The organism is Citrobacter sp. Cf087, from assembly GCF_030334285.1.
Taxonomy (GTDB): Bacteria; Pseudomonadota; Gammaproteobacteria; order Enterobacterales; family Enterobacteriaceae; genus Citrobacter; species Citrobacter freundii.
In genome coordinates, this window is record NZ_JAOWED010000022.1 from 488,518 (window position 1) to 514,532 (window position 26,015).

Consider the following 26,015-nt stretch of genomic DNA (forward strand, 5'->3'; position numbering starts at 1 on the left):
AAGGACGTTATCGCATGGAACAAATAGCAAAACCGCACTGCGGCGCCAGACTGGACAGGCTACCTGACTGTCGCTGGCATACGTCAATGTTTGCGATGGTTGCCTTCGGATTACTGGTTTGCTGGAGTAATGCCGTCGGCGGATTAATTCTCGCGCAGTTAAAAGAACTTGGCTGGACTGATAATTCCACCACCGCCACGTTCTCTGCCATTACGACGGCAGGAATGTTTCTCGGCGCGCTCGGTGGGGGAATTATTGGCGATAAAATCGGGCGTAAAAACGCATTTATTCTATATGAAGCGATTCATATTATTTCTATGATCGTGGGTGCGTTTTCACCCAATATGACCTTTCTGATCGCCTGCCGTTTTGTAATGGGAGTTGGATTAGGCGCGCTGTTAGTGACCTTATTTGCCGGGTTTACCGAATATATGCCTGGTAGAAATCGTGGTACATGGTCGAGTCGGGTCTCGTTTATCGGCAACTGGTCTTATCCACTCTGTTCGCTGATTGCGATGGGGCTGACGCCACTTATCAGCACGGAATGGAACTGGCGCGTACAGTTGTTGATTCCTGCGGTGCTGTCGCTCATAGCAACGGTTATTGCCTGGCGCAGTTTCCCTGAGTCGCCTCGCTGGCTGGAGTCTCGCGGGCGCTACCAGGAAGCCGAAAAGGTGATGCGGGCAATTGAGGAAGGTGTCATTCGACAGACCGGTAAGCCGCTGCCACCAGTCGTAATAGATGATGATGGCAAACAACCGTGTTCTGTTCCGTACTCCGCATTATTAACAGGGGTGTTACTGAAGCGGGTTATTTTGGGTTCCTTTGTTCTGATTGCTATGAACGTCGTCCAGTACACCTTAATTAATTGGCTACCGACAATATTTATGACACAGGGCATTAATCTGAAAGACTCCATTGTCTTAAATACCATGAGTATGTTCGGCGCGCCGTTTGGGATTTTTATCGCCATGCTGGTAATGGATAAAATTCCGAGAAAGACCATGGGTGTGGGGTTATTAGTGTTAATTGCCGTGCTGGGATATATCTATTCACTGCAAACCAGCATGCTGCTGATTACGCTAATTGGTTTCTTCCTGATTACTTTTGTCTATATGTACGTTTGCTACGCCTCGGCAGTCTATGTTCCGGAAATATGGCCAACCGAAGCGAAACTCCGCGGTTCTGGTCTGGCGAATGCGGTAGGACGTATCAGTGGTATCGCTGCGCCTTATGCGGTCGCGGTATTGCTTAATGGTTATGGAGTGACGGGTGTATTTGTACTGCTGGGTGCGGTCTCCATTATTGTCGCTGTCGCCATTGCTACCATCGGAATTGAAACCAAAGGCGTCTCTGTCGAAAGTCTCGGTATTGATGCAGTTACCAGCAAATAATATTGATGGGAAATAAAATGAAAAATTCAAAAGCGATATTAAAAACGCCGGGCACGATGAAAATTATTGCCGCCGATATCCCGGTGCCAAAAGAGCACGAAGTGCTGATTAAAGTGGAATACGTTGGAATTTGTGGATCAGATGTTCATGGTTTTGAATCAGGTCCTTTTATTCCGCCGAAAGATCCCAATCAGGAAATTGGTCTGGGGCATGAATGCGCCGGTACGGTGGTGGCAGTAGGGAACCGTGTGACTGAATTTAAACCCGGCGACCAGGTGAATATCGAACCGGGCGTGCCGTGCGGTCACTGCCGCTTCTGTCTGGAAGGGAAATACAACATCTGCCCTGATGTTGACTTTATGGCCACGCAACCTAATTATCGCGGCGCGCTAACCCACTATCTGTGCCATCCGGAGAGCTTCACTTACAAGTTGCCCGATAATATGGACACCATGGAAGGCGCGCTGGTAGAGCCCGCGGCGGTAGGGATGCATGCCGCAATGCTGGCGGACGTTAAACCGGGCAAGAAAATCGTCATTCTGGGGGCGGGCTGTATTGGTTTAATGACCCTGCAAGCCTGTAAATGTTTGGGTGCTACCGACATTGCGGTGGTTGATGTCCTGGAAAAGCGTCTGACCATGGCCGAGCAACTTGGTGCGACGACCGTGATCAACGGGGCGAAAGAGGACACCGTTGTCCGCTGCCAGCAGTTCTCCGGCGATATGGGGGCCGATATTGTTTTTGAAACCGCAGGTTCAGCGATCACTGTTAAGCAGGCTCCATATCTGGTAATGCGCGGCGGGAAAATCATGATCGTGGGTACTGTACCTGGTGATTCAGCGATTAATTTCCTCAAAATTAACCGTGAAGTGTCTATTCAGACCGTTTTCCGTTATGCCAACCGCTACCCGGTCACGATTGAAGCCATCTCCTCAGGGCGTTTTGATGTGAAGTCGATGGTGACGCATATTTACGATTATGAAGATGTTCAGCGCGCGTTTGATGAATCCGTTAATAACAAATGTGAAATTATCAAAGGCGTTATTAAAGTAAATTATTAATCTATTGAAAAGGGAGAAATAACCATGCTGGCAGATATTAAATATTGGGAAAATGATGCTCAAAATAAACATTATGCGATTGCCCACTTTAACGTGTGGAATGCGGAAATGCTAATGGGAGTGATTGATGCGGCGGAAGAATCTAAATCGCCGGTAATTATCTCCTTCGGTACCGGCTTTGTGGGTAATACCTCGTTTGAAGATTTTTCGCATATGATGGTTTCTATGGCGAAAAAAGCCTCGGTGCCGGTTATTACCCACTGGGATCACGGACGCAGCATGGAGATAATCCATAACGCATGGGCCCACGGCATGAATTCACTGATGCGTGATGCTTCCGCTTTTGATTTCGAGGAGAATATTCGCCTGACCAAAGAGGCGGTCGATTTCTTCCACCCGCTGGGTATTCCGGTCGAAGCAGAGCTGGGCCATGTGGGTAATGAAACGGTCTACGAAGAGGCGCTGGCGGGTTATCACTACACTGACCCAAGCCAGGCGGCTGAGTTTGTCGAGCGTACCGGCTGTGACTCGCTGGCGGTAGCGATTGGTAACCAGCACGGCGTCTACACCTCCGAACCGAAACTGAACTTTGACGTGGTTAAACGAGTGCGTCAGGCGGTATCCGTTCCGCTGGTGCTGCACGGCGCGTCCGGCATTAGCGACGCGGATATCAAAAAAGCCATTTCATTAGGCATTTCGAAAATCAATATTCACACCGAACTGTGCCAGGCCGCAATGGTGGCGGTGCAGGAGAACCAGGACCAGCCGTTCCTGCACGTTGAACGTGAAGTACGTAAAGCCGTAAAAGCGCGCGCGCTGGAGAAAATCAAATTGTTTGGTTCAGACGGTAAAGCGGAATGACAATATGGATAATATCGAGGTTATTTGTATAGGGGCGGCAATTGTTGATATTCCCTTGCAACCAGTGAGTAAAAATATCTTTGATGTTGACTCTTATCCATTAGAACGAATAGCTATGACCACGGGAGGTGACGCTATTAATGAGGCGACGATTATTTCTCGCCTCGGCCATCGCACGGCGTTAATAGGCCGGATAGGTGACGATGCTGCGGGGCATTTTATTGTCGACCACTGCCGTCGGGAGAATATTGATATTAAAAGCCTGAAGCAGGATGCTGATATTGATACTTCCATTAACGTGGGTTTAGTCACCGCTGATGGTGAACGCACCTTTGTGACTAACCGTAACGGCAGCTTATGGAAACTGAATATAAACGATGTTGATTTTGACCGTTTCTCTCAAGCAAAGCTGCTGTCGCTGGCGAGTATTTTTAATAGCCCGTTGTTGGATGGTGATGCACTGACGGCAATTTTCACTCAGGCGAAAGCGCATAAGCTCATTATCTGCGCGGATATGATTAAACCGCGACTGAATGAAACGCTGGACGATATCCGTGAAGCGCTGAGCTACGTGGATTATCTGTTTCCCAATTTTGAAGAGGCAAAACTGCTCACTGGGAAAGAGACGCTGGATGAGATTGCCGACAGTTTTCTGAACTGTGGCGTGAAAACCGTCGTGATTAAGACCGGCAAGAGAGGCTGTTTTATCAAGCGTGTTGACATGAAAATGGAGGTCCCGGCGGTGTCAGGAATTACCGCCATCGACACCATCGGCGCGGGGGATAACTTTGCTTCAGGATTTATCTCCGCGCTGCTAGAAGGCAAACCGCTTCGCGACTGCGCGCTGTTTGCTAATGCAACGGCGGCAATATCGGTACTGAGCGTGGGTGCCACGACGGGTGTGAAGAACAGAAAGCTGGTTGAACAACTTCTTGACGAATACGAAGGGTAATAGCGGCAGATGAAAATGATTCCTTTAGGAAGTACGGATATTACGCTTTCCCGCATGGGATTAGGCACATGGGCTATTGGCGGTGGTCCGGCATGGAATGGCGATCTCGATCTGCAGATTTGTATCGATACCATTGTTGAGGCGCATCGCTGCGGTATCAATCTGATTGATACCGCGCCAGGCTACAACTTTGGCAACAGTGAAGTGATTGTCGGTCAGGCGCTGAAAAAGCTGCCGCGCAGCGAGGTAGTGGTTGAAACCAAATGCGGCATCGTCTGGGAGCGAACAGGCAGCCTGTTTAACAAAGTGGGCGATCGCCAGCTGTATAAAAACCTCACGCCTGAGTCTATTCGCGAAGAGGTTGATGCCAGCCTGCAAAGATTGGGTATCGACAGTATTGATATCTATATGACCCACTGGCAGTCGGTCGAACCCTGTTTTACGCCGATTTCGGAAACCGTAGACACGCTGAACGCACTGAAAAAAGAGGGGAAAATCCGTTCGATTGGTGCGGCAAACGTCAATGCCGGGCATATCAGGGAGTATCTCAAACACGGTGAGCTGGATATTATCCAGGCCAAGTACAGCATTCTTGACCGGGCGCTGGAAGCTGAACTGCTGCCGCTATGTCAGCAGAATGGCATCATCGTGCAGGTATATTCACCGCTTGAGCAGGGGTTGTTGACCGGTACTATCGCCCGAGATTATGTTCCTGGCGGCGCGCGGGCTAACAAGGTCTGGTTTCAGCGGGAAAATATGTTGCGGGTGATTGATATGCTTGGGCAGTGGCAGCCGCTTTGTGAAAAATACCGCTGCACAATCCCCGCACTAGCTCTGGCGTGGATTTTAAAGCAAAGCGATTTGATCACCTTACTGAGTGGCGCAACCGCACCTGAACAGGTTCGCGAGAATGTCGAGGCGTTAACCATTCCCCTGACAGATGATGATTCATTATTGATGAGGCGAATGGCGGAAGCGTTGGATATAAATTAATTCAGATAGGATTGACCTCTGTTTCTGTGTAAAAGAGTATTAAAATCTGTGATTCAGACATGTTCTTTTGAAAATAAATATAGCCTGTGAGATACTAGGGTCTTATTATTACTTTGCAGGAAACAGAGGTATCATCGTGGCGGCAAAAGACAGGATTCAGGCCATTAAGCAAATGGTGGCTAACGATAAGAAAGTGGTGGTATCTAATTTAAGTTCAATCTTTCAGGTGACTGAGGAAACGATTCGCCGCGATCTTGAAAAACTGGAAGATGAAGGTTTTTTGACCCGAACATATGGCGGTGCAGTGCTCAATACCACTGCGTTGTCCGACAATATTCATTTTTATAAGCGTGCAAAATCTTTCTTCGAAGAAAAGCAGATCATTGCACGTAATGCATTACCGTTTATTAAAAATAAGACCACAATGGCTGCCGACTCCAGCAGTACCGCGATGGAATTATTAAAGCTGTTGAAGGAAAGAAACGATCTGACGTTGCTTACCAATTCGGCTGAAGCATTTCATGAGCTGGCGCAGTCAGAAATTAACGTGGTCTCTACTGGCGGTGAGCTGAATAAGAATACGCTGTCGCTGCAGGGAAGAATCACCAAGGAGATTATCAGCCGCTATCATGTTGATATCATGGTGATGAGCTGCAAAGGTTTGGATATGCAGAGTGGGGCGCTTGATTCTAATGAAGCGGAAGCGGAAATCAAAAAAACCATGATCCGCCAGGCGACTGAGGTGGCATTGTTAGTTGATCACTCAAAGTTTGATCGTAAAGCTTTCGTTCAGCTAGTGGACTTTAGCCATATTAATTACCTAATAACCAATAAGGCACCGGGTGCAGAGTGGATTGCATTTTGCAAAGAGAATAATATTCAACTCGTTTATTAACTATAGCGAGGGTTGTGTCGATATTATTTTAGTTTGCACCTGGGAAATGCCATAAGAATCTAATGATGATGGATGGCGCGGCAAAATTGCTTCTGCCGCGATCGCCATACTTTCTATTTAGCTGAATTTGAGGCATCCAGATGGAACAATGTGACCCTATCGGCGCAAGATTAGATCGCTTACCTTTATCTCGATTTCATTTTCGTATTTTCGGTATTATTAGTTTTAGTTTGTTAATAACCGGTTTTCTCAGCTATTCCGGGAATGTGGTATTAGCAAAATTAGTCAACACTGGCTGGTCAAACAATTATCTAAATGCCGCGTTTACCTCAGCGCTGATGTTCGGCTACTTTATCGGTTCACTAGCCGGCGGCTTTATTGGTGATTATCTCGGTCGACGCAAAGCGTTCCGTATCAATTTGTTAATCGTCGGGGCCTCAGCCTGCGCTGCAACGTTTGTGCCCAACATGTACTGGCTTATCTTCTTCCGCTGTCTGATGGGGATTGGAATGGGGGCGCTAATTATGGTGGGCTATGCCTCATTTACAGAATTCATTCCACCCGCGGTACGTGGGAAATGGTCTGCCCGTCTGTCATTTGTCGGCAACTGGGCACCAATGCTATCTGCGGCAATTGGCGTCGTGATCATTGCACTTTTAAGCTGGCGGGTGATGTTTCTGCTCGGTGGCATGGCAATGCTGTTGGCCTGGTATCTGTCAGGAAAATACTATATTGAATCCCCACGTTGGCTGGCTGGTAAAGGGAAGAGAAGCGAAGCTGAAAAACATCTTATGCAGGTTGAATCGCAAATTGAGCTAGAAAAAAACATCACTTTACCATCCTGCCGGAACGAATGCCCGTCGGCGGATTTAAGCACGGCAAGTGGTTCATTTTGGCTATTGTTTAAGGGGCCAATGTTGCGCTGTACACTGGTGGCGATCACGGTGCTTATCGCAATGAATATTTCGCTCTACACCATTACGGTATGGATCCCGACTATATTTGTTAATTCGGGAATCGATGTAACGAAATCCATATTTATGACCGCGATAATTATGATTGGCGCGCCAGTTGGGATATTTATTGCCGCGTTAATTATCGATCGCTTTCCACGGCGATTGTTTGGCTCATTCTTGTTGATTATTATCGCATTGCTCGGGTATTTCTATTCACTTCAAACTGAAGAGTGGGCCATTCTGAGCTACGGGCTGGTGATGATTTTTTTTCTGTATATGTATGTCTGCTTTGCCTCTGCAGTTTATGTCCCAGAACTATGGCCCACGCACCTAAGATTGAGAGGATCAGGTTTTGTTAATGCGGTGGGAAGGATTGTCGCTGTGTTTACGCCCTATGGCGTCGCTATTTTGTTGACCCGCTATGGCTCCGTTACGGTCTTTATCGTGTTAGGAGTAATGTTGGTTCTATGCGCGCTGATTCTTTTTTGTTTTGGCATCGAAACACGCAAAGTATCGCTGGAAGAGATTTCAGCGCTGGCCTGAGATAACGCGCCGACAGGAGTGACCCTGTCGGCATCGCTTACGGTTGGGTTTCCAGCCAGTCGTCCAACGTATACAGCGTTGCACCCGCCGCCGCCATTTCTATAAAGGCGTTTGCACTGTCCTGGGGTTGAATATTAACCCCACGGCAGCCGTCGGTAATAACGCTGACGGTGTAGCCAAGATCGAGCGCATCCAGTACAGTGAATTTAACGCAATAGTCGGTTGCCAGACCCATGATGATGAGCTCGGCAATGCGGCGTTCGAGTAGCCATGCATTCAGCGCGGTAGCCTGACGACGACCGTTATCAAAAAACGCACTATAGCTGTCGACCAGCGGGTTCTCACCTTTAGTGAACGTTTGAGTTATCGCACGCTGGTTCAGCAGCGGATGCAGGGCTGCACCTGCGCTGTTTTGTACGCAATGATCGGGCCAGAATGTCTGCGCCAGTCCATCGAGTTGTCCCTGGCTGTAGGGCTCGACCTGATGCTGGCTGGCAAAACTGCCGTGATTAGCCGGGTGCCAGTCCAGACTGGCAACGACCATGTCGCCGCGTAAGGCACACCAGTCAATCAGACGGTTGGCAATATCGATTGTGCTGTCACCTTGTGGGACCGCGAGGGCACCACCGGCACAAAAGTCATTTTGTAAATCGACCAACAGTAAGGCTCGGGCCATGGGCATAGACTCCTTTAATCGTCAGGCGTGAGCTCACCACGCAGATTTTGCGTCATCGCTTCACGGATCGTCTGCGTATCCAGTCCCTGACTCAGCAAATAGTGCAGTTTGGTGAGAGTGGCTTCGACGGTCATATCCGCGCCGCCAATCACGCCAGCATGCGCCAGCGCATTGCCTGTCGCGTAGCCCCCCATGTTCACCTTGCCGGACATACACTGCGTAAGGTTCACCACCACAATGCCACGCGAACTCGCATCTTCAAGTTCTTTCAGGAACTCTTTATTCTGCGGCGCATTCCCCACGCCGTAGGAGCGCAAAATTAATGCTTTTACAGGTTGGCGCAGGAAGTTGCGTACTACATCAGCGGAGATCCCAGGATAAATGGTGACCACGCCAATCGGTTGCGGAGTGATAGGATGCACAATCAACTCACCTGTACCGTGAGGTGCGGGCGGAGTTCCCAGCCGACGAATGTGGATCCCGGCTTCCAGCAGTGGTGCAAGGTTGGGTGAGGCAAACGCGTCAAAACCATCAGCATGCGCTTTAGTGGTCCGGTTGCCGCGAAACAATCGATTGTTGAAAAACAGGGTAACTTCATTGATCGGGTAATTTGCTGCAACGTACAACGCATTCAGCAAATTGATTTGTCCGTCAGAACGTAGTTCTGCTAATGGGATTTGTGACCCTGTCACAATGACCGGCTTGCCCAGATTCTCCAGCATAAAAGAGAGTGCCGAAGCCGTAAACGCCATGGTGTCAGTGCCGTGCAGAATGACAAAACCATCGTAATCGTCGTAGTGCGCTTTAATGTCTTCCGCAATATGCTGCCAGTCTTCCGGCGTCATATCGGAGGAATCCATCAGCGGGGCGTATTCGTGGATGGTGAAGTCTGGCATCTCCGGACGGTGGAATTCAGGCATCAATGCCAGCTGGCGCTGCAGATGACCGGAAACGGGAATATAACCCTGTTCTGAGCGCTGCATACCAATGGTACCGCCGGTATAGGCAACGTAAATTGATTTTTTCTGCATGACTTTTCTTCTGTCTCAAAGAAAACCCCTCTTCATCCCGAAGAGGGGTCAATAGTTAGCGAACGTTGGCGCAGGTCAGGCAAAACGCATAGCGGTTTTGCGGATCGTTGAATGCGGCCAGCTTATCGCTTTCGGCTTTTACTGCACTGGCCGCAGAGGCCAGCGGTGGTGGGAGCATAGCCTGAATGGCGTCAGGCAGCATGGCACGAACGGAGCCTGACATGCTGTCCATCACCATATCAACGAATGTCGGTTCGTCCTGATAATACGCAATGTGCCATTGTTTCAGTTTGGCCAGCTCAGCCGCTTTCGCCACGGCGTCATCAAAATCACCCAGACTGTCTACCAGACCGTTGGCTTTTGCATCCTGTCCGGTCCAGACGTGGCCCTGCGCGATTTTGTCAATCTGCTCAGGTGTTGTTTTACGCGCATCTGCGACCAGCGTGATAAAGCGCTTATAGCCGTTCTCGATGCTAAGTTGCATCATTTGCTGCACTTCTGGTGGTAACGCTTTGGTGATGGAGATATCCGCCAGTGGGGATGTCGCCACGCCGTCGGTGTGTACGCCAATGGAATCCAGACTGTTTTCCACGGTGTTGATCACGCCAAAGATGCCGATTGAACCGGTCAGCGTGCTGGGGTTCGCCACAATGTAGCTTGCTGGGGTGGAGATCCAGTACCCACCGGATGCCGCCATGCCGCCCATGGACACCACAACCGGTTTACCCGCCGCTTTTGCCGCAGCCAGCTCAGCACGAATGACTTCGGAGGCACTGACGCTGCCGCCAGGGCTGTTCACGCGCAGAACAATTGCTTTTACTTTCGGATCAAGACGGGCTTCGCGGATCTGCGCGGCAGTCGTGTCACCGCCCACATTCCCAGGGGTTTCTTCACCGTCCATAATCGCGCCATTGGCGAAGATAACGCCAATGCTGTCTCCAGTATCCGCTGGCGTTTTCAGTGAGTAATCGTAATAGCTGACAGCGCGATAATTTTTATCCGCTTTGCTCCAGCCAAACTGTTTGGTCAGCATTTTTTCGACTTCAGCGCTGGAGGCCAGTGCATCCACCAGTTTGTTGTCGAGCGCATATTTCGCGGTATCACCCCCGACTTTTGTCAAACCGTCCAGCATGGCCTGTGCGCCAGGGAACACCTGCTGAGCAGGGATCTGGCGATTGGCAGCAACCGTGTCGAGATAGTTCTGCCACAGCTCGCCGATCCAGCGGCTGTCAGCTTCACGCGCGGCAGGAGACATATCATCACGGATAAACGGTTCTACGGCAGACTTATAAGTCCCGACACGGAACACGTGTGTGGAAACTTTCAGCTTGTCGAGCAGGGACTTGTAGTACAAACCGTTGGTGGCAAAGCCGTGCAGATCAACGGAACCCTGTGGAGAAAGATAAATTTTATTGGCGAAACTGGCGAGGTAGTACTGCCCCTGGCTGAAGTTATCGCCTACGGCAAAGACCGGTTTGCCGCTGTCGCGGAATTCCCGCAGCGCTTTACCGATATACTGCATGGAAGGCTGGTCGGCCCCGGCAAAATTTTTCAGATCCATCACAATGCCGGTGATGTTGCGATCATCTTTTGCCTGGCGAATAGTATTCACGATATCGAACAGGGAGTTTTCCTGCAGGCGATCGGAACTGGCACCAAACAGCTGACGACCAATAACGCTTAAGCGACTGGTGCTCGACGGCTTATCGACAATCACCCCCGAGATATCCAGCAGCAGTGCGCCTCGCTCAGCGTGTTCACTGGTATTGCTGCTGCTGACCTGCATCCAGATACCCACGCCCACCAGCACCAAGAAGATGAAGAACAGGTTAAGCACAAATTCACGGACGAAATTAAGTAATCGCCATGTCCATTTAAAAAATCCGGCAATAAATCGCCACAGGGTTCGCATGTATTCTCCCTACCGATTAACAACACGCCATCCCGAAATCCCGGAGAAAGGCGATAAGATGAGGCTATCGTAATGACCAGACAGGCACTTGTCAGCAGGAATCACCGCCTGTGCTGTAACAAAATCCGCTCACGTGTTAATTTTGTGAACAAATCTCATTGTTGGAGTTAAGCAAATGGATGCACTCGAATTACTTATCACCCGTCGTAGCGCTTCTCGTCTTGTCGAGCCGGCCCCGGCGGGAGAGCAACTGCAAAACATTCTGCGGGCGGGAATGCGCGCACCGGACCATAAAACGCTGCAACCGTGGCAATTCTATGTCATTGAGGGCGAAGGGCGTGAACGCTTTAGCACCGTACTTGAGAAAGGCGCGATTGCCGCAGGTAGCGATGAGAAAGCTCAGGAAAAAGCGCGCAACGCACCGTTTCGCGCACCGCTGATTATTACCGTGGTGGCGAAATGTGAAGAAAACGACAAGGTTCCTCTGTGGGAACAAGAAATGTCTGCCGGTTGTGCGGTGATGGCTATGCAGATGGCCGCAATTGCCCAGGGCTTTGGCGGTATCTGGCGAAGTGGTGCATTAACCGAAAGTGCGGTCGTTCGTGAAGCATTCGACTGTCGCCCGCAAGATAAAATCGTCGGTTTCCTCTATCTGGGCACACCGCAGCTAAAAGCATCCACGACGATCAACCTTGCCGATCCGAGCGCATTCGTCCGTTATTTCTGATATCAACGGCAAAACTGTCTGGATTCTGAGCAAAGACACTCGAATTCAGACAGTCACTCTTACCACATCATGGAATGAGCGCTACCATATCCGGATTGCAATGACAGGAGATGTCCATGAGCGAGCAAGCTATTCGTTTAACGCAATACAGCCACGGAGCCGGTTGCGGTTGTAAAATTTCCCCAAAAGTGCTGGAAACCATCCTGCACAGCGAGCAGGCGAAGTTTGTTGATCCGAACTTACTGGTGGGTAATGAAACTCGCGACGACGCGGCCGTATACGATTTGGGAAACGGCACCAGCGTTATCAGCACCACCGATTTCTTTATGCCGATTGTCGATAATCCGTTTGATTTTGGCCGCATCGCCGCGACTAACGCCATCAGCGATATATTCGCTATGGGCGGCAAACCGATTATGGCAATTGCTATTCTGGGCTGGCCGCTGGATAAGCTGGCGCCGGAAATCGCCCGCGAAGTCACCGAAGGCGGACGTTTTGCCTGCCGTCAGGCGGGTATTGCGCTGGCGGGCGGCCACTCTATCGATGCTCCAGAGCCTATCTTTGGCCTTGCGGTAACCGGCGTTGTGCCGACCGAACGCGTGAAGAAAAACAGCACCGCAGAGGCAGGGTGTAAGTTATTCCTGACCAAGCCTCTGGGGATTGGCGTTCTGACGACAGCAGAGAAAAAATCACTACTGAAGGAAGAACACAAAGGACTGGCGACAGAAGTGATGTGTCGGATGAACATTGCCGGTGCGGCATTCGCCGATATCGACGGTGTGAAAGCCATGACCGACGTTACCGGTTTTGGTCTGCTGGGGCATCTGAGCGAAATGTGTCAGGGCGCAGGCGTTCAGGCGCAAATTATCTACCAGGATATTCCTAAACTGCCTGGCGTTGAAGAATACATCGCGCAGGGTGCAGTACCCGGCGGTACCCAACGTAACTTTGCCAGCTACGGACACCTGATGGGTGAAATGCCGCAATCGGTACGCGATCTGTTGTGCGATCCGCAAACTTCCGGTGGCCTACTGCTGGCGGTAACGCCGGAAGCTGAAGCCGAAGTGAAAGCGGCAGCGGCGCAGTTCGGTATCGATCTCACCGCCATTGGTGAGTTAGTGGAAGCTCGTGGCGGTCGCGCCATGGTTGAGATTCGTTAACTCGATGCGGTTGTTTATTGCCGAAAAACCAAGTCTGGCGCGTGCTATCGCCGATGTGTTGCCAAAGCCGCATCGCAAAGGCGATGGTTTTATCGAATGCGGAAATGGACAAGTGGTGACCTGGTGTATTGGTCACCTGCTTGAACAGGCGCAGCCGGATGCCTACGACAGTCGTTATGCTCGCTGGAGTCTGGTCGATCTGCCGATTGTCCCGGAAAAGTGGCAACTGCAACCGCGCCCCTCGGTGACCAAACAGCTCAACGTCATTAAGCGCTTTTTGCATGAGGCCAGCGAAGTTATTCACGCCGGTGACCCCGATCGTGAAGGGCAACTGCTGGTGGATGAAGTGCTGGATTACCTGCAACTGGCGCCTGAAAAGCGCCAGAAGGTGCAGCGTTGCCTGATTAACGACCTCAACCCGCAGGCCGTTGAGCGGGCTATTGAGCGGCTGCGCGCCAACAGTGAGTTTATTCCGCTGTGCGTGTCGGCACTGGCGCGAGCGCGTGCGGACTGGTTGTACGGTATCAATATGACGCGCGCTTACACCATTCTCGGACGTAACGCAGGCTATCAGGGCGTACTTTCGGTCGGGCGCGTACAAACGCCGGTGCTCGGGCTGGTTGTGCGTCGTGATGAAGAGATTGAGAACTTCGTCGCCAAAGACTTCTTCGAAGTGAAAGCGCATATCGTAACGCCCGCCGATGAGCGGTTTACCGCTATCTGGCAGCCGAGTGAAGCGTGTGAGCCGTATCAGGATGAAGAAGGGCGCTTGCTGAATCGCACGCTGGCTGAACACGTGGTGAACCGAATTAACGGTCAACCGGCGATAGTCACCAGCTATAACGATAAACGGGAATCAGAATCCGCGCCGTTACCGTTCTCGCTGTCGGCGTTGCAGATTGAAGCGGCGAAGCGCTTCGGTTTAAGTGCGCAAAACGTTCTGGATATCTGCCAGAAGTTGTATGAAACCCATAAGTTGATTACCTATCCGCGTTCGGATAGCCGTTATCTGCCGGAAGAGCACTTTGCCGGACGTCATGCGGTACTGAACGCGATTAGCGTCCATGCACCGGATCTGCTCCCGCAACCGGCGGTCAATCCCGATACGCGAAATCGCTGTTGGGACGACAAAAAAGTGGATGCGCACCATGCCATCATTCCTACCGCGCGCAGTTCATCCATTAACCTGAACGACAACGAAGCGAAAATCTACAACCTGATTGCCCGTCAGTATCTGATGCAGTTTTGCGCGGATGCGGTATTCAGAAAGTGCGTGATTGAGCTGGACATCGCCAAAGGCAAGTTTGTCGCCAAAGCGCGCTTTCTGGCGGAAGCCGGATGGCGCACGCTGCTTGGCAACAAAGAGCGCGACGAAGACAACGACGGAACGCCGTTGCCGGTGGTGGCAAAAGATGACGAACTGCTGTGCGAAAAAGGCGAAGTGGTTGAACGTCAGACTCAACCACCACGTCACTTTACCGATGCCACGCTGCTGTCAGCGATGACCGGGATTGCGCGATTCGTGCAGGATAAAGATCTGAAAAAGATCCTGCGTGCAACGGATGGTTTAGGTACAGAAGCGACGCGCGCCGGAATTATCGAACTGCTGTTTAAGCGCGGGTTCCTGGTGAAAAAAGGACGGTATATCCATTCTACCGACGCGGGAAAAGCGCTGTTCCACTCGTTGCCAGAAATGGCGACGCGTCCGGACATGACCGCGCACTGGGAATCTATCCTGACCCAAATCAGCGAAAAGCAATGTCGCTATCAGGATTTCATGCAGCCGCTGGTGGGGACGCTGTATCAGCTTATCGATCAGGCGCGCAGCACACCGGTACGACGCTTTCGTGGAATTGCTGCACCTGGCGGTAGTGGTGGCGATAAGAAAAAGAGTGCGCCGCGTAAACGTCCGGCGAAAAAAAGCCCGCCATCTGAAGAGGCGGGCCTGTAAGTTTGTAGGCCTGATAAGCGTAGCGCCATCAGGCTTTGCCGGATGCGGCACCTGTGCCTTATCCGGCCTACGGGTCTACAGAGAAGATATTAAATCACACCCTGACCCAACATCGCGTCGGCAACCTTTACGAAGCCTGCGATGTTGGCGCCACGTACGTAGTTGGTCTGCTTGCTTTCGCCGCCGTATTCAACGCAGGCATGGTGAATATCCAGCATGATGTGGTGCAGGCGCGCATCCACTTTCTCCGCTTTCCAGCCCAGACGAGCGGCGTTTTGCGCCATTTCCAGACCGGATGTCGCTACACCACCGGCGTTAGCGGCTTTACCCGGTGCGAACAGTACACCTGCCTCGAGGAACAGATCGGTGGCCTCGATAGTGGTCGGCATGTTTGCCCCTTCGGCGACAGCTTTCACGCCGTTGGCGATCAATACGCGTGCTGCATCGACATCCAGCTCGTTCTGCGTGGCACACGGCAGGGCGATATCGACCGGAACCGACCACGGCTGTTTGCCTTCCAGATAGGTCAGGCCAAACTCACGGGCATAATCTGCTACGCGACCGTCGCGGCTGTCTTTGATTGCGCACAGCCGCGCCAGTTTTTCTTTGGTAAATCCACTTTCGTCAACTACGGTACCGCTGGAATCGGAGGCGGTAACCACCCGCGCGCCAAACTCCATGGCTTTCTCAATGGCGAATTGCGCCACGTTACCGGAGCCAGAAACCGCTACGCGCATGCCTTCAAAGCCCAGACCATGGCGTTTGAGCATCGCTTCGGTGAAATACACCAGACCGTAGCCGGTGGCTTCCGGGCGAATCAGGCTGCCGCCGAAAGAGAGACCTTTACCGGTAAAGACGCAGGCGCTGTTGTTGGAGAGTTTTTTCATCATCCCGGCCATAAAGCCGACTTCACGGCCGCCCACACCGATATCGCCCGCCGGAACGTCGGTATCGGGACCTAAATGGCGGAACAGTTCGGTCATCAGCGCCTGGCAGAAACGCATGATTTCGCCTTCGCTTTTCCCTTTTGGATCGAAATCGCTCCCGCCTTTACCCCCGCCCATTGGTAGCGTGGTGAGGGCATTCTTAAACGTCTGCTCGAAGCCAAGGAATTTCAGGATCGACAGGTTCACGGAAGGGTGGAAACGCATACCGCCTTTGTATGGGCCAATGGCAGAGCTAAACTGCACGCGCCATGCGCGGTTGACCTGCACCTGATTGCGGTCGTCCAGCCAGACTACGCGGAACTGGATCACGCGCTCCGGTTCAACCAGACGTTCCAGCAATGACATCTGGCGATAACGCGGGTTTTGCTCAAGGAAAGGCCACAGCGTGGTCATTACCTCACGAACGGCTTGCGCGAACTCGGTTTGATTCGGGTCGCGCTTTTGCACATGGTTAAGGAATGACTCCAGAGAACATGTCTGATCCATAGATATAAGAACCTCTTATGTATTGATATGGTTATATTTTTGATTTTTGTGTTAAGTGTTGTGCAGTTTTTGACTATACCATCAGCACTGTGACGCGACGCAAGAAAAAATTAACCCCGCTAAGTAAATTAATATTGTGTCGTGGGTCATAACCAAAAACGATGATCGAAGAGGCTAAAGTTTCTGCCGATTTATACCGTTATACTGAGCATAATTGTCAGTTAAAAAGGAAAGAATATGCGCCGTTTAATCGTGGCAGGCGTGTTGGCCCTGGTGTCCGGCGCGACGCTGGCAAATCAGCCTTATCGCCCGGATGTGCAGGTTAACGTACCGCCGGAAGTGTTCAGTTCCAGCGGTCAGCGGGCGCAGCCCTGTAGCCAGTGCTGTATTTATCAGGATCAAAACTATTCAGAAGGGGCAGTGATTAAAGCTGACGGCGTCTTGCTTCAGTGCCAACGCGATGAGAAAACGATCAGCACAAATCCGCTGGTCTGGCGTCGCGTAAAAGAATAAACGCTTCCAGTAGTGGGATATCGGCAGGCGCCAGCGGATAACGCAGCGCCTCTTCGGGTGAACACCAGACGATATCCTGATGTTCATACGCCTTCAGTTCCCCCTGATATGACGGTACATGCCAGGCATGTAAGTGGATCAGTCTGCCCGAAACCTCGCGCTGATGACTGGCAATGTAGCGCCCCACGACTGCTTCAATGCCCAACTCTTCACGCAGTTCACGGAACAGCGCCTCGGGTTGACTTTCGCCCGGTTCAACCTTACCGCCGGCAAACTCCCACATGCCTGACTGATCCGCCTGTAGCGGACGCTGAGCCAGTAAAATTTTGCCATCACGTTCAATGATAGCGGCGACCACATCAAGGGTTTTCATTATATTCATCAAGATCTAACAGCAGAAAATGACATACTATCGTTATCTTTGTTTTATCTAAAGTATTCAGGAGCCACCGTTGAACGAACCTCAGTCGTGGGTAAAGCCGTTAACGCGTATCCCTTCCAGTCTAAAACCGCTCGTTGCTACGCAGAAAAAACATTATGGCGATGTGCTGCATCCCACGCGCTGGTGGGGGCGGATGCCGTTTCTGTTCTGGCTGGTGGCGCTGTTTGTCGGGTTTCTGGAGCGTAAAAAGGCGCGTTTAACGCCGGTGATGCGCGCGCTGTTGATGACCCGCGTTTCTCAGGTGTGCCACTGCGCTTTCTGCGTTGATGCCAACAGTCTACGGCTGGCTGAACGCTGTGGCGCGCTGGATAAAGTCTTACAGGTTGCCAACTGGCAAGAATCGGCGCTATTTAGCGCAGAAGAGCGAGTAGCGCTGGCCTATGCCGATGCGGTGACCGCAACGCCTCCACAGGTTGATGATGCGCTGAAAGCGCAGATGAAGCAGCATTTTACCGATGATGTCATTACGGAAATGACCGCGCTGATTGCGTTTCAAAATCTCTCGGCGCGTTTTAATGCTGCTCTCGATATTCCTTCCCAGGGGCTGTGCGACAGCTTTAAAGGACGCCCGCATGCTTGATCGTCATATTCATCCGCGATTAAAACCCCTTTTGCATCGCTGCGTAAGCATTATTGATAAACCGGCGATTACCCCGGACGGGCTTACGCTGGTCGGTTTTGCCATTGGCGTGTTGGCCTTGCCATTTCTGGCGTTAGGCTGGTATCTGGCAGCGCTGGCGGTCATTGTGCTCAATCGGCTTTTTGATGGGCTGGATGGGGCTCTGGCGCGGCGCAGAGGGCTAACCGACGCAGGCGGATTTCTTGATATCACGCTCGATTTTCTGTTTTACGCCTTAGTGCCATTCGGTTTTATGCTCGCCGATCCGGCGGCTAACTCGCTGGCTGGCGGCTGGCTGCTGTTCGCCTTTATGGGAACCGGCAGCAGCTTTCTGGCCTTTGCCGCGCTGGCGGCGAAACATCAAATTGATAACCCGGGCTACGCGCATAAATCGTTTTATTATCTGGGGGGACTGACCGAAGGTACTGAGACGATTTTGCTATTTGTGTTGGGTTGTCTGTTCCCGGAATATTTTGCCGTGATGGCGTGGGTCTTTGGCGCGCTGTGCTGGATGACGACATTTACCCGGATCTGGAGCGGATACCTGACACTGAAAGCGGTCCAGCGTCAGGAGTAAGATATTGCGTTGCCGGATGCGCTTCGCTTATCCGGCCTACAACGATGGTATATCCAGGCAGAGTAAAGCGTTCTCGCCGCATCCGGCAATAATGACAATCTTACTTACTGGCGTCCGGGCCCCGTTCACCGCTGGCAACCGGATTTTTTGGATTGCTGCTCCACTCATACCAGCCGCCGTCGTAGACGGAGACGTTTTTCCAGCCCATCGCGCGGGCATACATAAACGTTTCTGAAGCGCGCCAGCCGGTACCGCAATAGAAAGAGACCTGTTGATTCGGCAGGATATTCCATTGCTTCCACATGGCGGCGATGTCATCCGCGCTGCGCATGGTGCCATCCGGGTTATGAAAATCTTCCATATGCGTGGAGTCGCTGCCAGCGTGGCCCCAACGTGCACCTGCAATCTCACCTTTTGGCTTAATGTAGCTATAGCCACTGGTGGTACCGACAAATTCTGGCCATGAACGAATGCTCACCAAAGACGCATCCTGGCGATGCAGCAGACCGCGAGCCTGTTCCATATCGAGCATCAGCTGCGGCTGGGCAGGGATTTTCACGCCGAAATCAGGTTCTGGTTTCACCGTTGGCGGAGTTCCGCGTTCGACCGGTAAACCTGAGTCGGACCAGGTTTGCCAACCGCCGTCGAGCAGACGAACATCTTTCACGCCTGCGTACAGCATAATTTGCGCCACGCGAGCAGCGGCATAGACATCGCGACCGTATAAAATCACCGTGGTGTCGTGGCGGATACCGTGTTTCGCCAGCATCGCTTTGAGCTGCGCGTCGGAAACTTTATTCCACAGCGGTTCGCTTTCAACTTCGTTGGTATCAATGTAGCCCGCACCAGGGATGTGGCTGAGCAGATACAACTTCGGCGCGCCCCAGGCGGCCTCAATCACTTTCCAGTCACCCGCCGGTTTAGCGGTTACGTTTTTACCCTGCTGCAGGTCGTGCAGCCACTGCGGGTACACCAGCTGTTCGAAGTGCGGCAGACGTTGCAGGCGGGCTGGGTCCGTAAGCGCATCGCTGAGGGTGGAGATATGGTTAAAGCCAACTTTTTGCAGGCGGGCTTTGACAGCCTGTATGTCGTTATCGCTACCATACAGCGCTACTGGCGCATCAGTTTTCAACTGATGTGACTGAATCCAGGCGCTGAGTTGTTCATCATTCATCTTGTCGAGCCAGGCGGCAGACAGGTTCAGTGCGGAAGGTTCGTGTCCTGAAGGACCATTAAGCGACTGCGGCCAGCCGTTGTAAAAAGCGCTCTGACGGGTATCGATCGCCGCGCCTTGCTTTTGCTGTAACTGGTCGAGGGTGAGCGTCTGAGCTGTTTCAGCTGCCCAGGAAGAAGCGCAAGCGAGCCCTAAAGCCAGTGCCAGCGCGGTCATTTGAGAAACACGTTTCATCGAATAGCCCGACGTTGAAAAAAAGAGGACGACATTCTGTGCCGCCGGTTACGTAAAAACCTTGCGTTAACGCAGCATATCGCCACATTCACGCCCAGTTTTCCATCTGAAGTACGCGGCCTGCAGGCGGAACGTCCTGCGCGTCATGGGTCACCTGAACCACCGGGATCCCTAGCTTACGCACCTCGGTGAAGACCCATTGGCGAAAGGTGTCGCGTAGCGACGCATCCAGCCGACTAAAGGGTTCATCAAGTAACAGTGCCTGGGGCTGAGCCAGTAGCGCGCGGAGCAGGGCGACACGCGAGCGTTGTCCGCCGGAGAGCGACGCCGGATCGCGAGAATAAAAACCGGCCAGGTCAGCGCGTGCGAGAGCACTTTCCACCGCATGTCGTCTGGCGGAACCCTGCAGGCTGGCAGGTAGGGCCAGCAGTAAATTCTGCCCAACGCTGAAATGGTCAAACAACAACGCATCCTGGAACAGAATGCCAATCTGGCGCTGCGCCGTAGGTAGCGCGTCAACGCGTCGTTCGTTGAGCCACAGCTCGCCTGATGCCTGAAACTGAGGCGACAACGCCCCGACCATCCACGAAAACAACGAAGACTTTCCGCTGCCGGAAGAACCCATGATCGTGACAATGTCACTTTTATCAACCTCAAAGGTAACGTTCTTCAGCAGCGCAGTCGCCCCCTGGTACAACGAAACGTTTTGCACAATGAGCATTAGCGGAGTCCTTGTCGAAAGCGGCCAACCCACGCGGCGAGAAAGGCTGCGAGTGCGAAAACGAGCAGTGGTAGAAGAAGCTGCCACAACGCTTGTGTTGCCAGAATCTCGCTGCTACCGCCGCTGCTTAATGCCACCGCTTCGGTGGTCAGAGTGGAATAGCGTCCGGCACCTAGCCACAGCGTCGGCATATACTGGGCGATACTGACCGAGAAGCCAACCGCGAAGGCAATCAATGCCGGGCGCACCAGCAGCGGGCATTTCACCAGCCAGAATATCCGCCCCTGCGACCAGCCCAGCGTTTGTGCAATCAAAATTAATCGCGAGTCAATGCGCTGCCAGGCCGGTTTAAGCACAAATAGCATCCAGGGCATCACCCACAGCAGGTGGCCCCAGATAATGGTCGTCATCAGTCCATCCTGTCCGGCATATAACGCCAGCAGATATTGTCCGGTTACCAGTGGTAGCGCAGGCAAAATGAGCGGTAGCCAGACCCAGCGGTGCCCGGTTTGTGGACCCCATTCCAGCCAGACAAAAAGTATCAGTAGCGTTAACACGCTGGAAAGGAGCCCTAGCTGCAGGCTATTGCTGAGCGCCTCGTGGTTTAGTGAGGAATAGCTGGCGATAAGCGCCAGTACAAGCGCGCATACCACACCGCTGACGGGCAAGATCTGTACCAGCGGGCGTGCGATTGTTATAGGTGAAAAATGCAGGCGTTCACCATTTACTGCCGGGATAGTACGTCGCCAGGCGCGCCACAACAGATAACTCACCAGCGCGATAATGAGGAGTAACAGCACCAGCAACAGGCTGGCGAGTGCGCCTTTCGCCTGCTGTTCGACATCGCCCTGACTGAGCCATTGCCAGCTCAATACGGCCAGTGTTGGCGGATTTCCGGGGCCGAGGACGATTGCCACATCCACAACGGAGAGTGACCAGGCAACAATCGCCAGCATAGCTTTGCCTAATGCCGGGCCGATAGCGGGCAGTACCAGCCAGTTCAGGCATTGCAGTCGGCTGTAACCCAGCGAATCCAGCACGATAACCTGCTGCGAAAGTTGTTTTTCACTCAGTAGAGCCGAGAGGATCCATAACAAAAAAGCGCTCTCTTTTACCGCCAGCGTCACGCCAAGCCCAATGCCGTAACGGTCTGGCTGTGGGCTGAGGAACGGAAGCCATTGCCAGATTTTACCGCCTTCGGCAAAAACCAACAGCACGCTGGTGGCGAAGGCAACATGCGGGATCGCCAGCAGCCACGGAAGACGGGTGCTTAGTCGCGCCCAGCCTGCACCGGGCCATAAAGCGAGGATCGCCAGCAGCGCGATGATTAGTGCGCCGCCGGCAGCCAGTCCTGTGGAAACAAGCGTCGCCAGTAACGCCTGCGGAAGTTGAGGGTCGGCAAAGAGAGCCTGCCAATGGGGTAGGCTAAGGGCTGGCGTTATCAGAGAGAAAGCCGCTGGCACCAACGGCAGATAAACTGTCGCCATGATGGCCCAGAGTAGCAAAATTAATGCGTACCGTAGCGGCGTAGCCATTCTTGTTCCAGAGCGTTTACCCAGGCAGCATGCGGTTCCGGCAGAACGGCAGGGAGTCCTTGTGGGATCCGTGCCAGCAGCGCATCACGCTGTTCGACAGGTAATTTTTGTGGATCAAGCACCGAAGGATCTCCCCAGACAGTTGAGTCGGCTTTACGTAGTTGTGCTTCGGGCGAAAGCAGGAAGTTTGCCACGACTTTTGCTGCGGCACTGGCGCGGGCATTCGCCGGAATGGCAACAAAGTGCACGTTGCCGAGCATGCCCTGTGAGAAACCAAAACTGTAGCTGCTTTTAGGCAATTCGCCGCTGGCTACTTTTTGCTGCGCGTGGGCTGGGTTAAAGGTCAATGACAAACGCAGGGTGCCGCTATTGAGCAGTACATCCATTCGTGCTGGCGTGGGCGGAAAATCTTTGCCTTCACGCCAAAGTACAGGGTGCAAGGTATCAAGATAATGCCACAATGGCGCGGTAACGTCGGCGAATGTCGCTGCATCTGGCGCAACTTTCAATGCTTGTGGTTTGGTGGTGAGCGAAATTAACAACTGCTCCAGAAACGCCGTGCCGGTAAAGTCTGGCGGGCGCGGATAGGTCACCGTGCCAGGGTGCGCCTGCGCAAATTCAAGCAGTGCCTGCGGAGATTGCGGCGGCTGTGCGGTGAGATCGCGCCGGGCAATAAAGGTGAGTTGGGCACCGCCCCACGGTGATTCAGCCCCCTCCGTTGGAACGGAGAAATCTTCGGTCACCGGTTTCTGGGTATCAACATAGCGCCAGTTAGGCAGCGTTTGCGCCCACTGAGTTTGCAGAAGCCCGGCTTCTTTCAGGGTGCGGAAGTTTTCGCCGTTAACCCACAATAAATCGACAGAACCCCCGGTTTTTCGCCCGGATGCTGCTTCTGTCTGGATACGTTTTACCGCGTCGGCGGCATCTGCGAGACGTACGATTTTCAGGTTAATTGCATAGTGCGTTTTCATCTCGCCGCTAACCCAATCGAGATACTGGTTAACTGCATTGTCGCCACCCCAGGCGTTGAACCACACCGTCTGACCGCGGGCATCATTTTTGATTTGTTGCCAGCCGTCGTCCTGGGCAAACGTCGCCAGCGGACAGAGCATTAAACTCAGGCACAATAAGCAGTAACGCATAGTATCTCCATGGCTAAAAATGGGGGGAAGTCTCAGGTTTTTTTTCGCTGATGTTCAAGATAAAGGCTTCTCGCCACTGAAATTATTACGCTCAGAGCGAACAGGATGAACAGGCCGGTTACAAACCAAAATGTACCGCCGGTTAACAGGCTACCCGCCCATGAATAGACGATAGTGGCGGGTAACTGACCGATGCCGGTGGCGATGAAAAAATGGCGAAACCGAATCGAGGTCAGGCCTGCTGCGTAGCTTACCGGATCGAACGGTACAAAAGGTAACAGGCGACAGACCAGAATGGTGTGCTTGCCATAGCGCTCGAAAAAAGCGTCCATGTTGTTCAACACCGTTTTTCCGGTCAGTTTCTCCACCGCGCCACGGCCTAAAACGCGGGCAATAAAAAAGCACAGCGCCGCGCCTGCCATTGCGCTGCACCAGGACAATATGCCGCCCCAAAATGCACCAAACAGCGAAGCGTTGGCAAAGGTGATCACAAAAGCGGGAAGCGGGGCGACGATGGCCTGCAAGATCATCAGGAAGAATGAAACGACCGCCGCCTGAGTTCCGTAAGAACGAATAAAATTCTCAATTGCATGCTGATCGAGCGTGGCAAATGCCGCCAGGCTGGCGTGGAGAAAATCGCTCACGCCAGGTATCCACGCCCACGCTATCAGCGCGAGCAGCAGCAGGATTATCACTCCTGCGCGGTAGTAATGGATGCGTCGTTTTATCATTTATCTGCGCACTCGTGAGGAGCTGATGGATCGACATGCTTATAACGGGCCCAGGCTTTGGTTGCCTGTACGAGGGCGAATAACGCCAGCCCCGCCACGCTGAGCTTACCGATAAATGCCCAGCTAATTCCTTCGCTGGCCAGTTCGTGCGACATCAGCGTATAAATAAAAATGCCTGGTAAAGTGGTTGCCGCAGATATCACGGTAAATGACCAGAACGGAATGGCCGTCAGCCCATAGGCGTAATTTTGAATATTATAAGGGAACAGCGGCACGAGCCGGGTGAGGATCAGAAAGTCAACTCCGCTATGGGCAATACCTTTTTCGATAGCCTGAAACATTGTCGTATGCCCAACGTATTTCAGGAGCAGATCCCGTCCAAGCCAGCGAGCCAGCAAAAACGACAGCGCCGAGGCCACGGTTGCTGCCACTAACGAGATAAGCGTCCCTGCCACGGGGCCAAACAGCACACCGCCGACGATCACCAGGATGCTGCCGGGGATCAGACACAGCGCAGCAACAATAAACAGCAGGATATAAAGCGTATAGCCGAACATACCGCTTTGGCGGATGACGTCTTGCAAATGGTGGAAATTGGTTATCAGGTCGGTCAGACCATAATGATGGAAAACTCCCGCCAGAACGCAGAACAGGACCGCGACAATCAGCAGCCGGTATTCTGCTTTATGCGAACTTCTTTTTCATGGGGGTTCTCCTGTAAAACCGAGTGCAATGGAGCATTTTCGTCAGCGAAAAGTGCGCGCGAAGATATAATAAATTCCCGGCCGCAACAATGTATTACCGTCGCTTTATTGATTTTGCACAGAATAAACAGACTCTCCAGGCCGGGCCCGGAGAGTAAAAAAACATAGAAGGTCAGACGCGGAATTTAGCCCATACCGGCGCATGGTCGGACGGTTTTTCCATACTGCGAATTTCATAGTCGATGCCGGTTTCTTCGCAGCGTTCCGCCAATGGGTTGCTCGCCAGCAGCAGATCGATACGCAGGCCACGGTTATCGTCAAAGCCTTTTGAGCGGTAATCAAACCACGAGAACTGGTCATTCTTTTCAGGATTTGCGTGACGGTAGGTATCCACCAGACCCCAGCCCAGCAGGCGTTCCATCCACTCACGCTCCTCCGGCAGGAAGGAACATTTTCCGGTACGCAGCCAGCGTTTACGGTTCTCTTCGCCAATGCCGATATCGAGATCGGTTGGGCTAATATTCATATCGCCCATGATCAATACCGGATTGTCGCGCTTCAACTCTGTCTCAAGATAGTTTTGCAGGTTCTGGTAAAACGCGGCTTTGGCCGGGAATTTAGTTTCATGGTCGCGGCTTTCGCCCTGCGGGAAATAGCCGTTGATCACAGTGATGCTGCCCAGAGGGGACGGAATTTCTGCCATGATAATACGACGCTGCGCTTCTTCGTCATCGCCCGGGAAGCCACGACGTACCGCAATTGGCGTTTCTTTCGTTAACAACGCGACGCCGTAATGGCCTTTCTGGCCGTGATAAAAGACGTTGTAACCGAGCTTTGCTACCTCTTCGAGAGGGAACATATCGTCGTGGACTTTTGTCTCCTGTAAGCCAATAACATCCGGTTGATGTTTTTCGACAATGGCTGCCAGTTGATGGGGACGGGCACGCAGGCCGTTGATATTAAAAGAGACAAATTTCATAGTCACTGCCACTTTGCAAGATGAATAGTGCAAGGATGGTAGCAGAATTTCTGCAGACTGACTGCTTCTTGTCACCTGATTCCAACAATGATTGCTAAT

The 26,015-nt window shown here is 52.4% G+C and carries 25 protein-coding genes; 13 read left to right on the forward strand and 12 right to left on the reverse strand.

Annotated elements, in window-relative coordinates:
• The first annotated feature begins 14 nt into the window (after positions 1-14).
• The 7 genes from OGV57_RS04440 to OGV57_RS04470 all read left to right on the forward strand — a co-directional run bounded on the left by OGV57_RS04440 (position 15) and on the right by OGV57_RS04470 (position 7,655).
• Positions 15-1,394 (forward strand): MFS transporter, encoded by a 1,380-nt coding sequence (locus OGV57_RS04440; RefSeq protein WP_047715846.1) that lies wholly within the window; start codon positions 15-17, stop codon positions 1,392-1,394.
• A gap of 17 nt (positions 1,395-1,411) precedes the next feature.
• A complete protein-coding gene (locus OGV57_RS04445) occupies positions 1,412-2,455 on the forward strand; it encodes an NAD(P)-dependent alcohol dehydrogenase (protein ID WP_047715844.1) in 1,044 nt (347 codons plus the stop codon).
• A 24-nt stretch (positions 2,456-2,479) separates the two neighbouring features.
• The gene (locus OGV57_RS04450) at positions 2,480-3,316 is read left to right on the forward strand and encodes a ketose-bisphosphate aldolase (protein ID WP_003840876.1); all 837 of its coding nucleotides are present in this window, start codon (positions 2,480-2,482) and stop codon (positions 3,314-3,316) included.
• A 4-nt stretch (positions 3,317-3,320) separates the two neighbouring features.
• Positions 3,321-4,268: a carbohydrate kinase family protein gene (locus tag OGV57_RS04455; RefSeq protein ID WP_003840877.1), complete on the forward strand. Its 948-nt coding sequence runs from the start codon at positions 3,321-3,323 to the stop codon at positions 4,266-4,268.
• 9 nt (positions 4,269-4,277) lie between these two features.
• Positions 4,278-5,261 carry an NADH-dependent methylglyoxal reductase gene (gene ydjG, locus OGV57_RS04460; RefSeq protein ID WP_044700027.1) on the forward strand — a complete coding sequence of 328 codons (984 nt, stop codon included), beginning with the start codon at positions 4,278-4,280 and terminating at the stop codon, positions 5,259-5,261.
• Positions 5,262-5,397: 136 nt separating this feature from the next.
• A complete protein-coding gene (locus OGV57_RS04465) occupies positions 5,398-6,156 on the forward strand; it encodes a DeoR/GlpR family DNA-binding transcription regulator (RefSeq protein WP_003030679.1) in 759 nt (252 codons plus the stop codon).
• Between the two features lie 140 nt (positions 6,157-6,296).
• Complete coding sequence (locus OGV57_RS04470) at positions 6,297-7,655, forward strand: MFS transporter (RefSeq protein ID WP_003840879.1); 1,359 nt, start codon at positions 6,297-6,299, stop codon at positions 7,653-7,655.
• Between the two features lie 37 nt (positions 7,656-7,692).
• On the opposite strand, the gene pncA is transcribed toward OGV57_RS04470, so the two are convergent.
• Genes pncA through sppA form a run of 3 tightly spaced genes read right to left on the reverse strand, consistent with a single transcriptional unit; the run spans position 7,693 to position 11,274 of the window.
• A complete protein-coding gene (gene pncA / locus OGV57_RS04475) occupies positions 7,693-8,331 on the reverse strand; it encodes a bifunctional nicotinamidase/pyrazinamidase (protein ID WP_003840880.1) in 639 nt (212 codons plus the stop codon).
• Positions 8,332-8,345: 14 nt separating this feature from the next.
• Complete coding sequence (ansA, locus tag OGV57_RS04480) at positions 8,346-9,362, reverse strand: asparaginase (protein WP_003030673.1); 1,017 nt, start codon at positions 9,360-9,362, stop codon at positions 8,346-8,348.
• Positions 9,363-9,417: 55 nt separating this feature from the next.
• Complete coding sequence (gene sppA, locus OGV57_RS04485; RefSeq protein ID WP_054528300.1) at positions 9,418-11,274, reverse strand: signal peptide peptidase SppA; 1,857 nt, start codon at positions 11,272-11,274, stop codon at positions 9,418-9,420.
• Between the two features lie 175 nt (positions 11,275-11,449).
• Between sppA and OGV57_RS04490 the strand changes: the two genes are divergently transcribed.
• The 3 genes from OGV57_RS04490 to OGV57_RS04500 all read left to right on the forward strand — a co-directional run bounded on the left by OGV57_RS04490 (position 11,450) and on the right by OGV57_RS04500 (position 15,112).
• Complete coding sequence (locus OGV57_RS04490) at positions 11,450-12,001, forward strand: NAD(P)H nitroreductase (protein ID WP_003030670.1); 552 nt, start codon at positions 11,450-11,452, stop codon at positions 11,999-12,001.
• A gap of 116 nt (positions 12,002-12,117) precedes the next feature.
• Complete coding sequence (gene selD / locus OGV57_RS04495) at positions 12,118-13,161, forward strand: selenide, water dikinase SelD (RefSeq protein WP_003840882.1); 1,044 nt, start codon at positions 12,118-12,120, stop codon at positions 13,159-13,161.
• Positions 13,162-13,165: 4 nt separating this feature from the next.
• Positions 13,166-15,112, forward strand: a complete 1,947-nt coding sequence (locus OGV57_RS04500) for a DNA topoisomerase III (RefSeq protein WP_003030667.1) — start codon at positions 13,166-13,168, stop codon at positions 15,110-15,112.
• Between the two features lie 89 nt (positions 15,113-15,201).
• Here the strand turns inward: OGV57_RS04500 and gdhA are convergent, their stop codons facing one another.
• Positions 15,202-16,545, reverse strand: coding sequence for an NADP-specific glutamate dehydrogenase (gene gdhA / locus OGV57_RS04505; RefSeq protein WP_003832501.1), 1,344 nt, complete (start codon positions 16,543-16,545; stop codon positions 15,202-15,204).
• Between the two features lie 237 nt (positions 16,546-16,782).
• Here gdhA and OGV57_RS04510 point away from each other — a divergent pair, with 237 nt between their 5' ends.
• The gene (locus OGV57_RS04510) at positions 16,783-17,058 is read left to right on the forward strand and encodes a YnjH family protein (protein ID WP_016150109.1); all 276 of its coding nucleotides are present in this window, start codon (positions 16,783-16,785) and stop codon (positions 17,056-17,058) included.
• Here OGV57_RS04510 and OGV57_RS04515 read toward each other — a convergent pair.
• Positions 17,018-17,431 (reverse strand): pyrimidine (deoxy)nucleoside triphosphate diphosphatase, encoded by a 414-nt coding sequence (locus OGV57_RS04515; protein WP_016150110.1) that lies wholly within the window; start codon positions 17,429-17,431, stop codon positions 17,018-17,020. The two genes, OGV57_RS04510 and OGV57_RS04515, sit on opposite strands and share 41 nt — an antisense overlap.
• A gap of 79 nt (positions 17,432-17,510) precedes the next feature.
• Here OGV57_RS04515 and OGV57_RS04520 point away from each other — a divergent pair, with 79 nt between their 5' ends.
• Both OGV57_RS04520 and OGV57_RS04525 read left to right on the forward strand, forming a co-directional pair.
• Positions 17,511-18,080, forward strand: a complete 570-nt coding sequence (locus OGV57_RS04520) for a carboxymuconolactone decarboxylase family protein (RefSeq protein WP_044712181.1) — start codon at positions 17,511-17,513, stop codon at positions 18,078-18,080.
• The gene (locus OGV57_RS04525; RefSeq protein ID WP_003030659.1) at positions 18,073-18,696 is read left to right on the forward strand and encodes a CDP-alcohol phosphatidyltransferase family protein; all 624 of its coding nucleotides are present in this window, start codon (positions 18,073-18,075) and stop codon (positions 18,694-18,696) included. Before OGV57_RS04520 ends, OGV57_RS04525 begins: the two co-directional genes overlap by 8 nt.
• A gap of 100 nt (positions 18,697-18,796) precedes the next feature.
• Here the strand turns inward: OGV57_RS04525 and OGV57_RS04530 are convergent, their stop codons facing one another.
• The 7 genes from OGV57_RS04530 to xthA form a co-directional block, all read right to left on the reverse strand.
• Positions 18,797-20,104, reverse strand: a complete 1,308-nt coding sequence (locus OGV57_RS04530) for a sulfurtransferase (RefSeq protein WP_054528301.1) — start codon at positions 20,102-20,104, stop codon at positions 18,797-18,799.
• Between the two features lie 88 nt (positions 20,105-20,192).
• Positions 20,193-20,825 (reverse strand): ATP-binding cassette domain-containing protein, encoded by a 633-nt coding sequence (locus tag OGV57_RS04535; RefSeq protein WP_054528302.1) that lies wholly within the window; start codon positions 20,823-20,825, stop codon positions 20,193-20,195.
• On the reverse strand, positions 20,825-22,360 hold the full coding sequence (locus tag OGV57_RS04540) for an ABC transporter permease family protein (protein ID WP_054528303.1): 1,536 nt from the start codon (positions 22,358-22,360) through the stop codon (positions 20,825-20,827). The genes OGV57_RS04535 and OGV57_RS04540 overlap by 1 nt, the downstream gene beginning before the upstream one ends.
• Positions 22,333-23,502: an ABC transporter substrate-binding protein gene (locus OGV57_RS04545; RefSeq protein WP_032936111.1), complete on the reverse strand. Its 1,170-nt coding sequence runs from the start codon at positions 23,500-23,502 to the stop codon at positions 22,333-22,335. Before OGV57_RS04545 ends, OGV57_RS04540 begins: the two co-directional genes overlap by 28 nt.
• Positions 23,503-23,534: 32 nt before the next feature.
• On the reverse strand, positions 23,535-24,233 hold the full coding sequence (locus OGV57_RS04550; protein WP_003843444.1) for a TVP38/TMEM64 family protein: 699 nt from the start codon (positions 24,231-24,233) through the stop codon (positions 23,535-23,537).
• Positions 24,230-24,886, reverse strand: coding sequence for a TVP38/TMEM64 family protein (locus OGV57_RS04555; RefSeq protein ID WP_170926230.1), 657 nt, complete (start codon positions 24,884-24,886; stop codon positions 24,230-24,232). Before OGV57_RS04555 ends, OGV57_RS04550 begins: the two co-directional genes overlap by 4 nt.
• A 223-nt stretch (positions 24,887-25,109) precedes the next feature.
• Entirely contained in the window at positions 25,110-25,916 is an 807-nt protein-coding gene (gene xthA / locus OGV57_RS04560) for an exodeoxyribonuclease III (RefSeq protein WP_003030642.1), read from the reverse strand.
• Between the last annotated feature and the right edge of the window lie 99 nt (positions 25,917-26,015).

Bases quoted from the DNA above. Each gene is read 5' to 3' on its own strand.
- OGV57_RS04440 (WP_047715846.1), top strand. From the start codon at position 15: ATGGAACAAATAGCAAAACCGCACTGCGGCGCCAGACTGGACAGGCTA.
- OGV57_RS04445 (WP_047715844.1), top strand. From the start codon at position 1,412: ATGAAAAATTCAAAAGCGATATTAAAAACGCCGGGCACGATGAAAATT.
- OGV57_RS04450 (WP_003840876.1), top strand. From the start codon at position 2,480: ATGCTGGCAGATATTAAATATTGGGAAAATGATGCTCAAAATAAACAT.
- OGV57_RS04455 (WP_003840877.1), top strand. From the start codon at position 3,321: ATGGATAATATCGAGGTTATTTGTATAGGGGCGGCAATTGTTGATATT.
- ydjG (WP_044700027.1), top strand. From the start codon at position 4,278: ATGAAAATGATTCCTTTAGGAAGTACGGATATTACGCTTTCCCGCATG.
- OGV57_RS04470 (WP_003840879.1), top strand. From the start codon at position 6,297: ATGGAACAATGTGACCCTATCGGCGCAAGATTAGATCGCTTACCTTTA.
- pncA (WP_003840880.1), bottom strand. From the start codon at position 8,331: ATGGCCCGAGCCTTACTGTTGGTCGATTTACAAAATGACTTTTGTGCC.
- ansA (WP_003030673.1), bottom strand. From the start codon at position 9,362: ATGCAGAAAAAATCAATTTACGTTGCCTATACCGGCGGTACCATTGGT.
- sppA (WP_054528300.1), bottom strand. From the start codon at position 11,274: ATGCGAACCCTGTGGCGATTTATTGCCGGATTTTTTAAATGGACATGG.
- OGV57_RS04490 (WP_003030670.1), top strand. From the start codon at position 11,450: ATGGATGCACTCGAATTACTTATCACCCGTCGTAGCGCTTCTCGTCTT.
- selD (WP_003840882.1), top strand. From the start codon at position 12,118: ATGAGCGAGCAAGCTATTCGTTTAACGCAATACAGCCACGGAGCCGGT.
- OGV57_RS04500 (WP_003030667.1), top strand. From the start codon at position 13,166: ATGCGGTTGTTTATTGCCGAAAAACCAAGTCTGGCGCGTGCTATCGCC.
- gdhA (WP_003832501.1), bottom strand. From the start codon at position 16,545: ATGGATCAGACATGTTCTCTGGAGTCATTCCTTAACCATGTGCAAAAG.
- OGV57_RS04510 (WP_016150109.1), top strand. From the start codon at position 16,783: ATGCGCCGTTTAATCGTGGCAGGCGTGTTGGCCCTGGTGTCCGGCGCG.
- OGV57_RS04515 (WP_016150110.1), bottom strand. From the start codon at position 17,431: ATGAAAACCCTTGATGTGGTCGCCGCTATCATTGAACGTGATGGCAAA.
- OGV57_RS04525 (WP_003030659.1), top strand. From the start codon at position 18,073: ATGCTTGATCGTCATATTCATCCGCGATTAAAACCCCTTTTGCATCGC.
- OGV57_RS04530 (WP_054528301.1), bottom strand. From the start codon at position 20,104: ATGAAACGTGTTTCTCAAATGACCGCGCTGGCACTGGCTTTAGGGCTC.
- OGV57_RS04535 (WP_054528302.1), bottom strand. From the start codon at position 20,825: ATGCTCATTGTGCAAAACGTTTCGTTGTACCAGGGGGCGACTGCGCTG.
- OGV57_RS04540 (WP_054528303.1), bottom strand. From the start codon at position 22,360: ATGGCTACGCCGCTACGGTACGCATTAATTTTGCTACTCTGGGCCATC.
- OGV57_RS04545 (WP_032936111.1), bottom strand. From the start codon at position 23,502: ATGCGTTACTGCTTATTGTGCCTGAGTTTAATGCTCTGTCCGCTGGCG.
- OGV57_RS04550 (WP_003843444.1), bottom strand. From the start codon at position 24,233: ATGATAAAACGACGCATCCATTACTACCGCGCAGGAGTGATAATCCTG.
- xthA (WP_003030642.1), bottom strand. From the start codon at position 25,916: ATGAAATTTGTCTCTTTTAATATCAACGGCCTGCGTGCCCGTCCCCAT.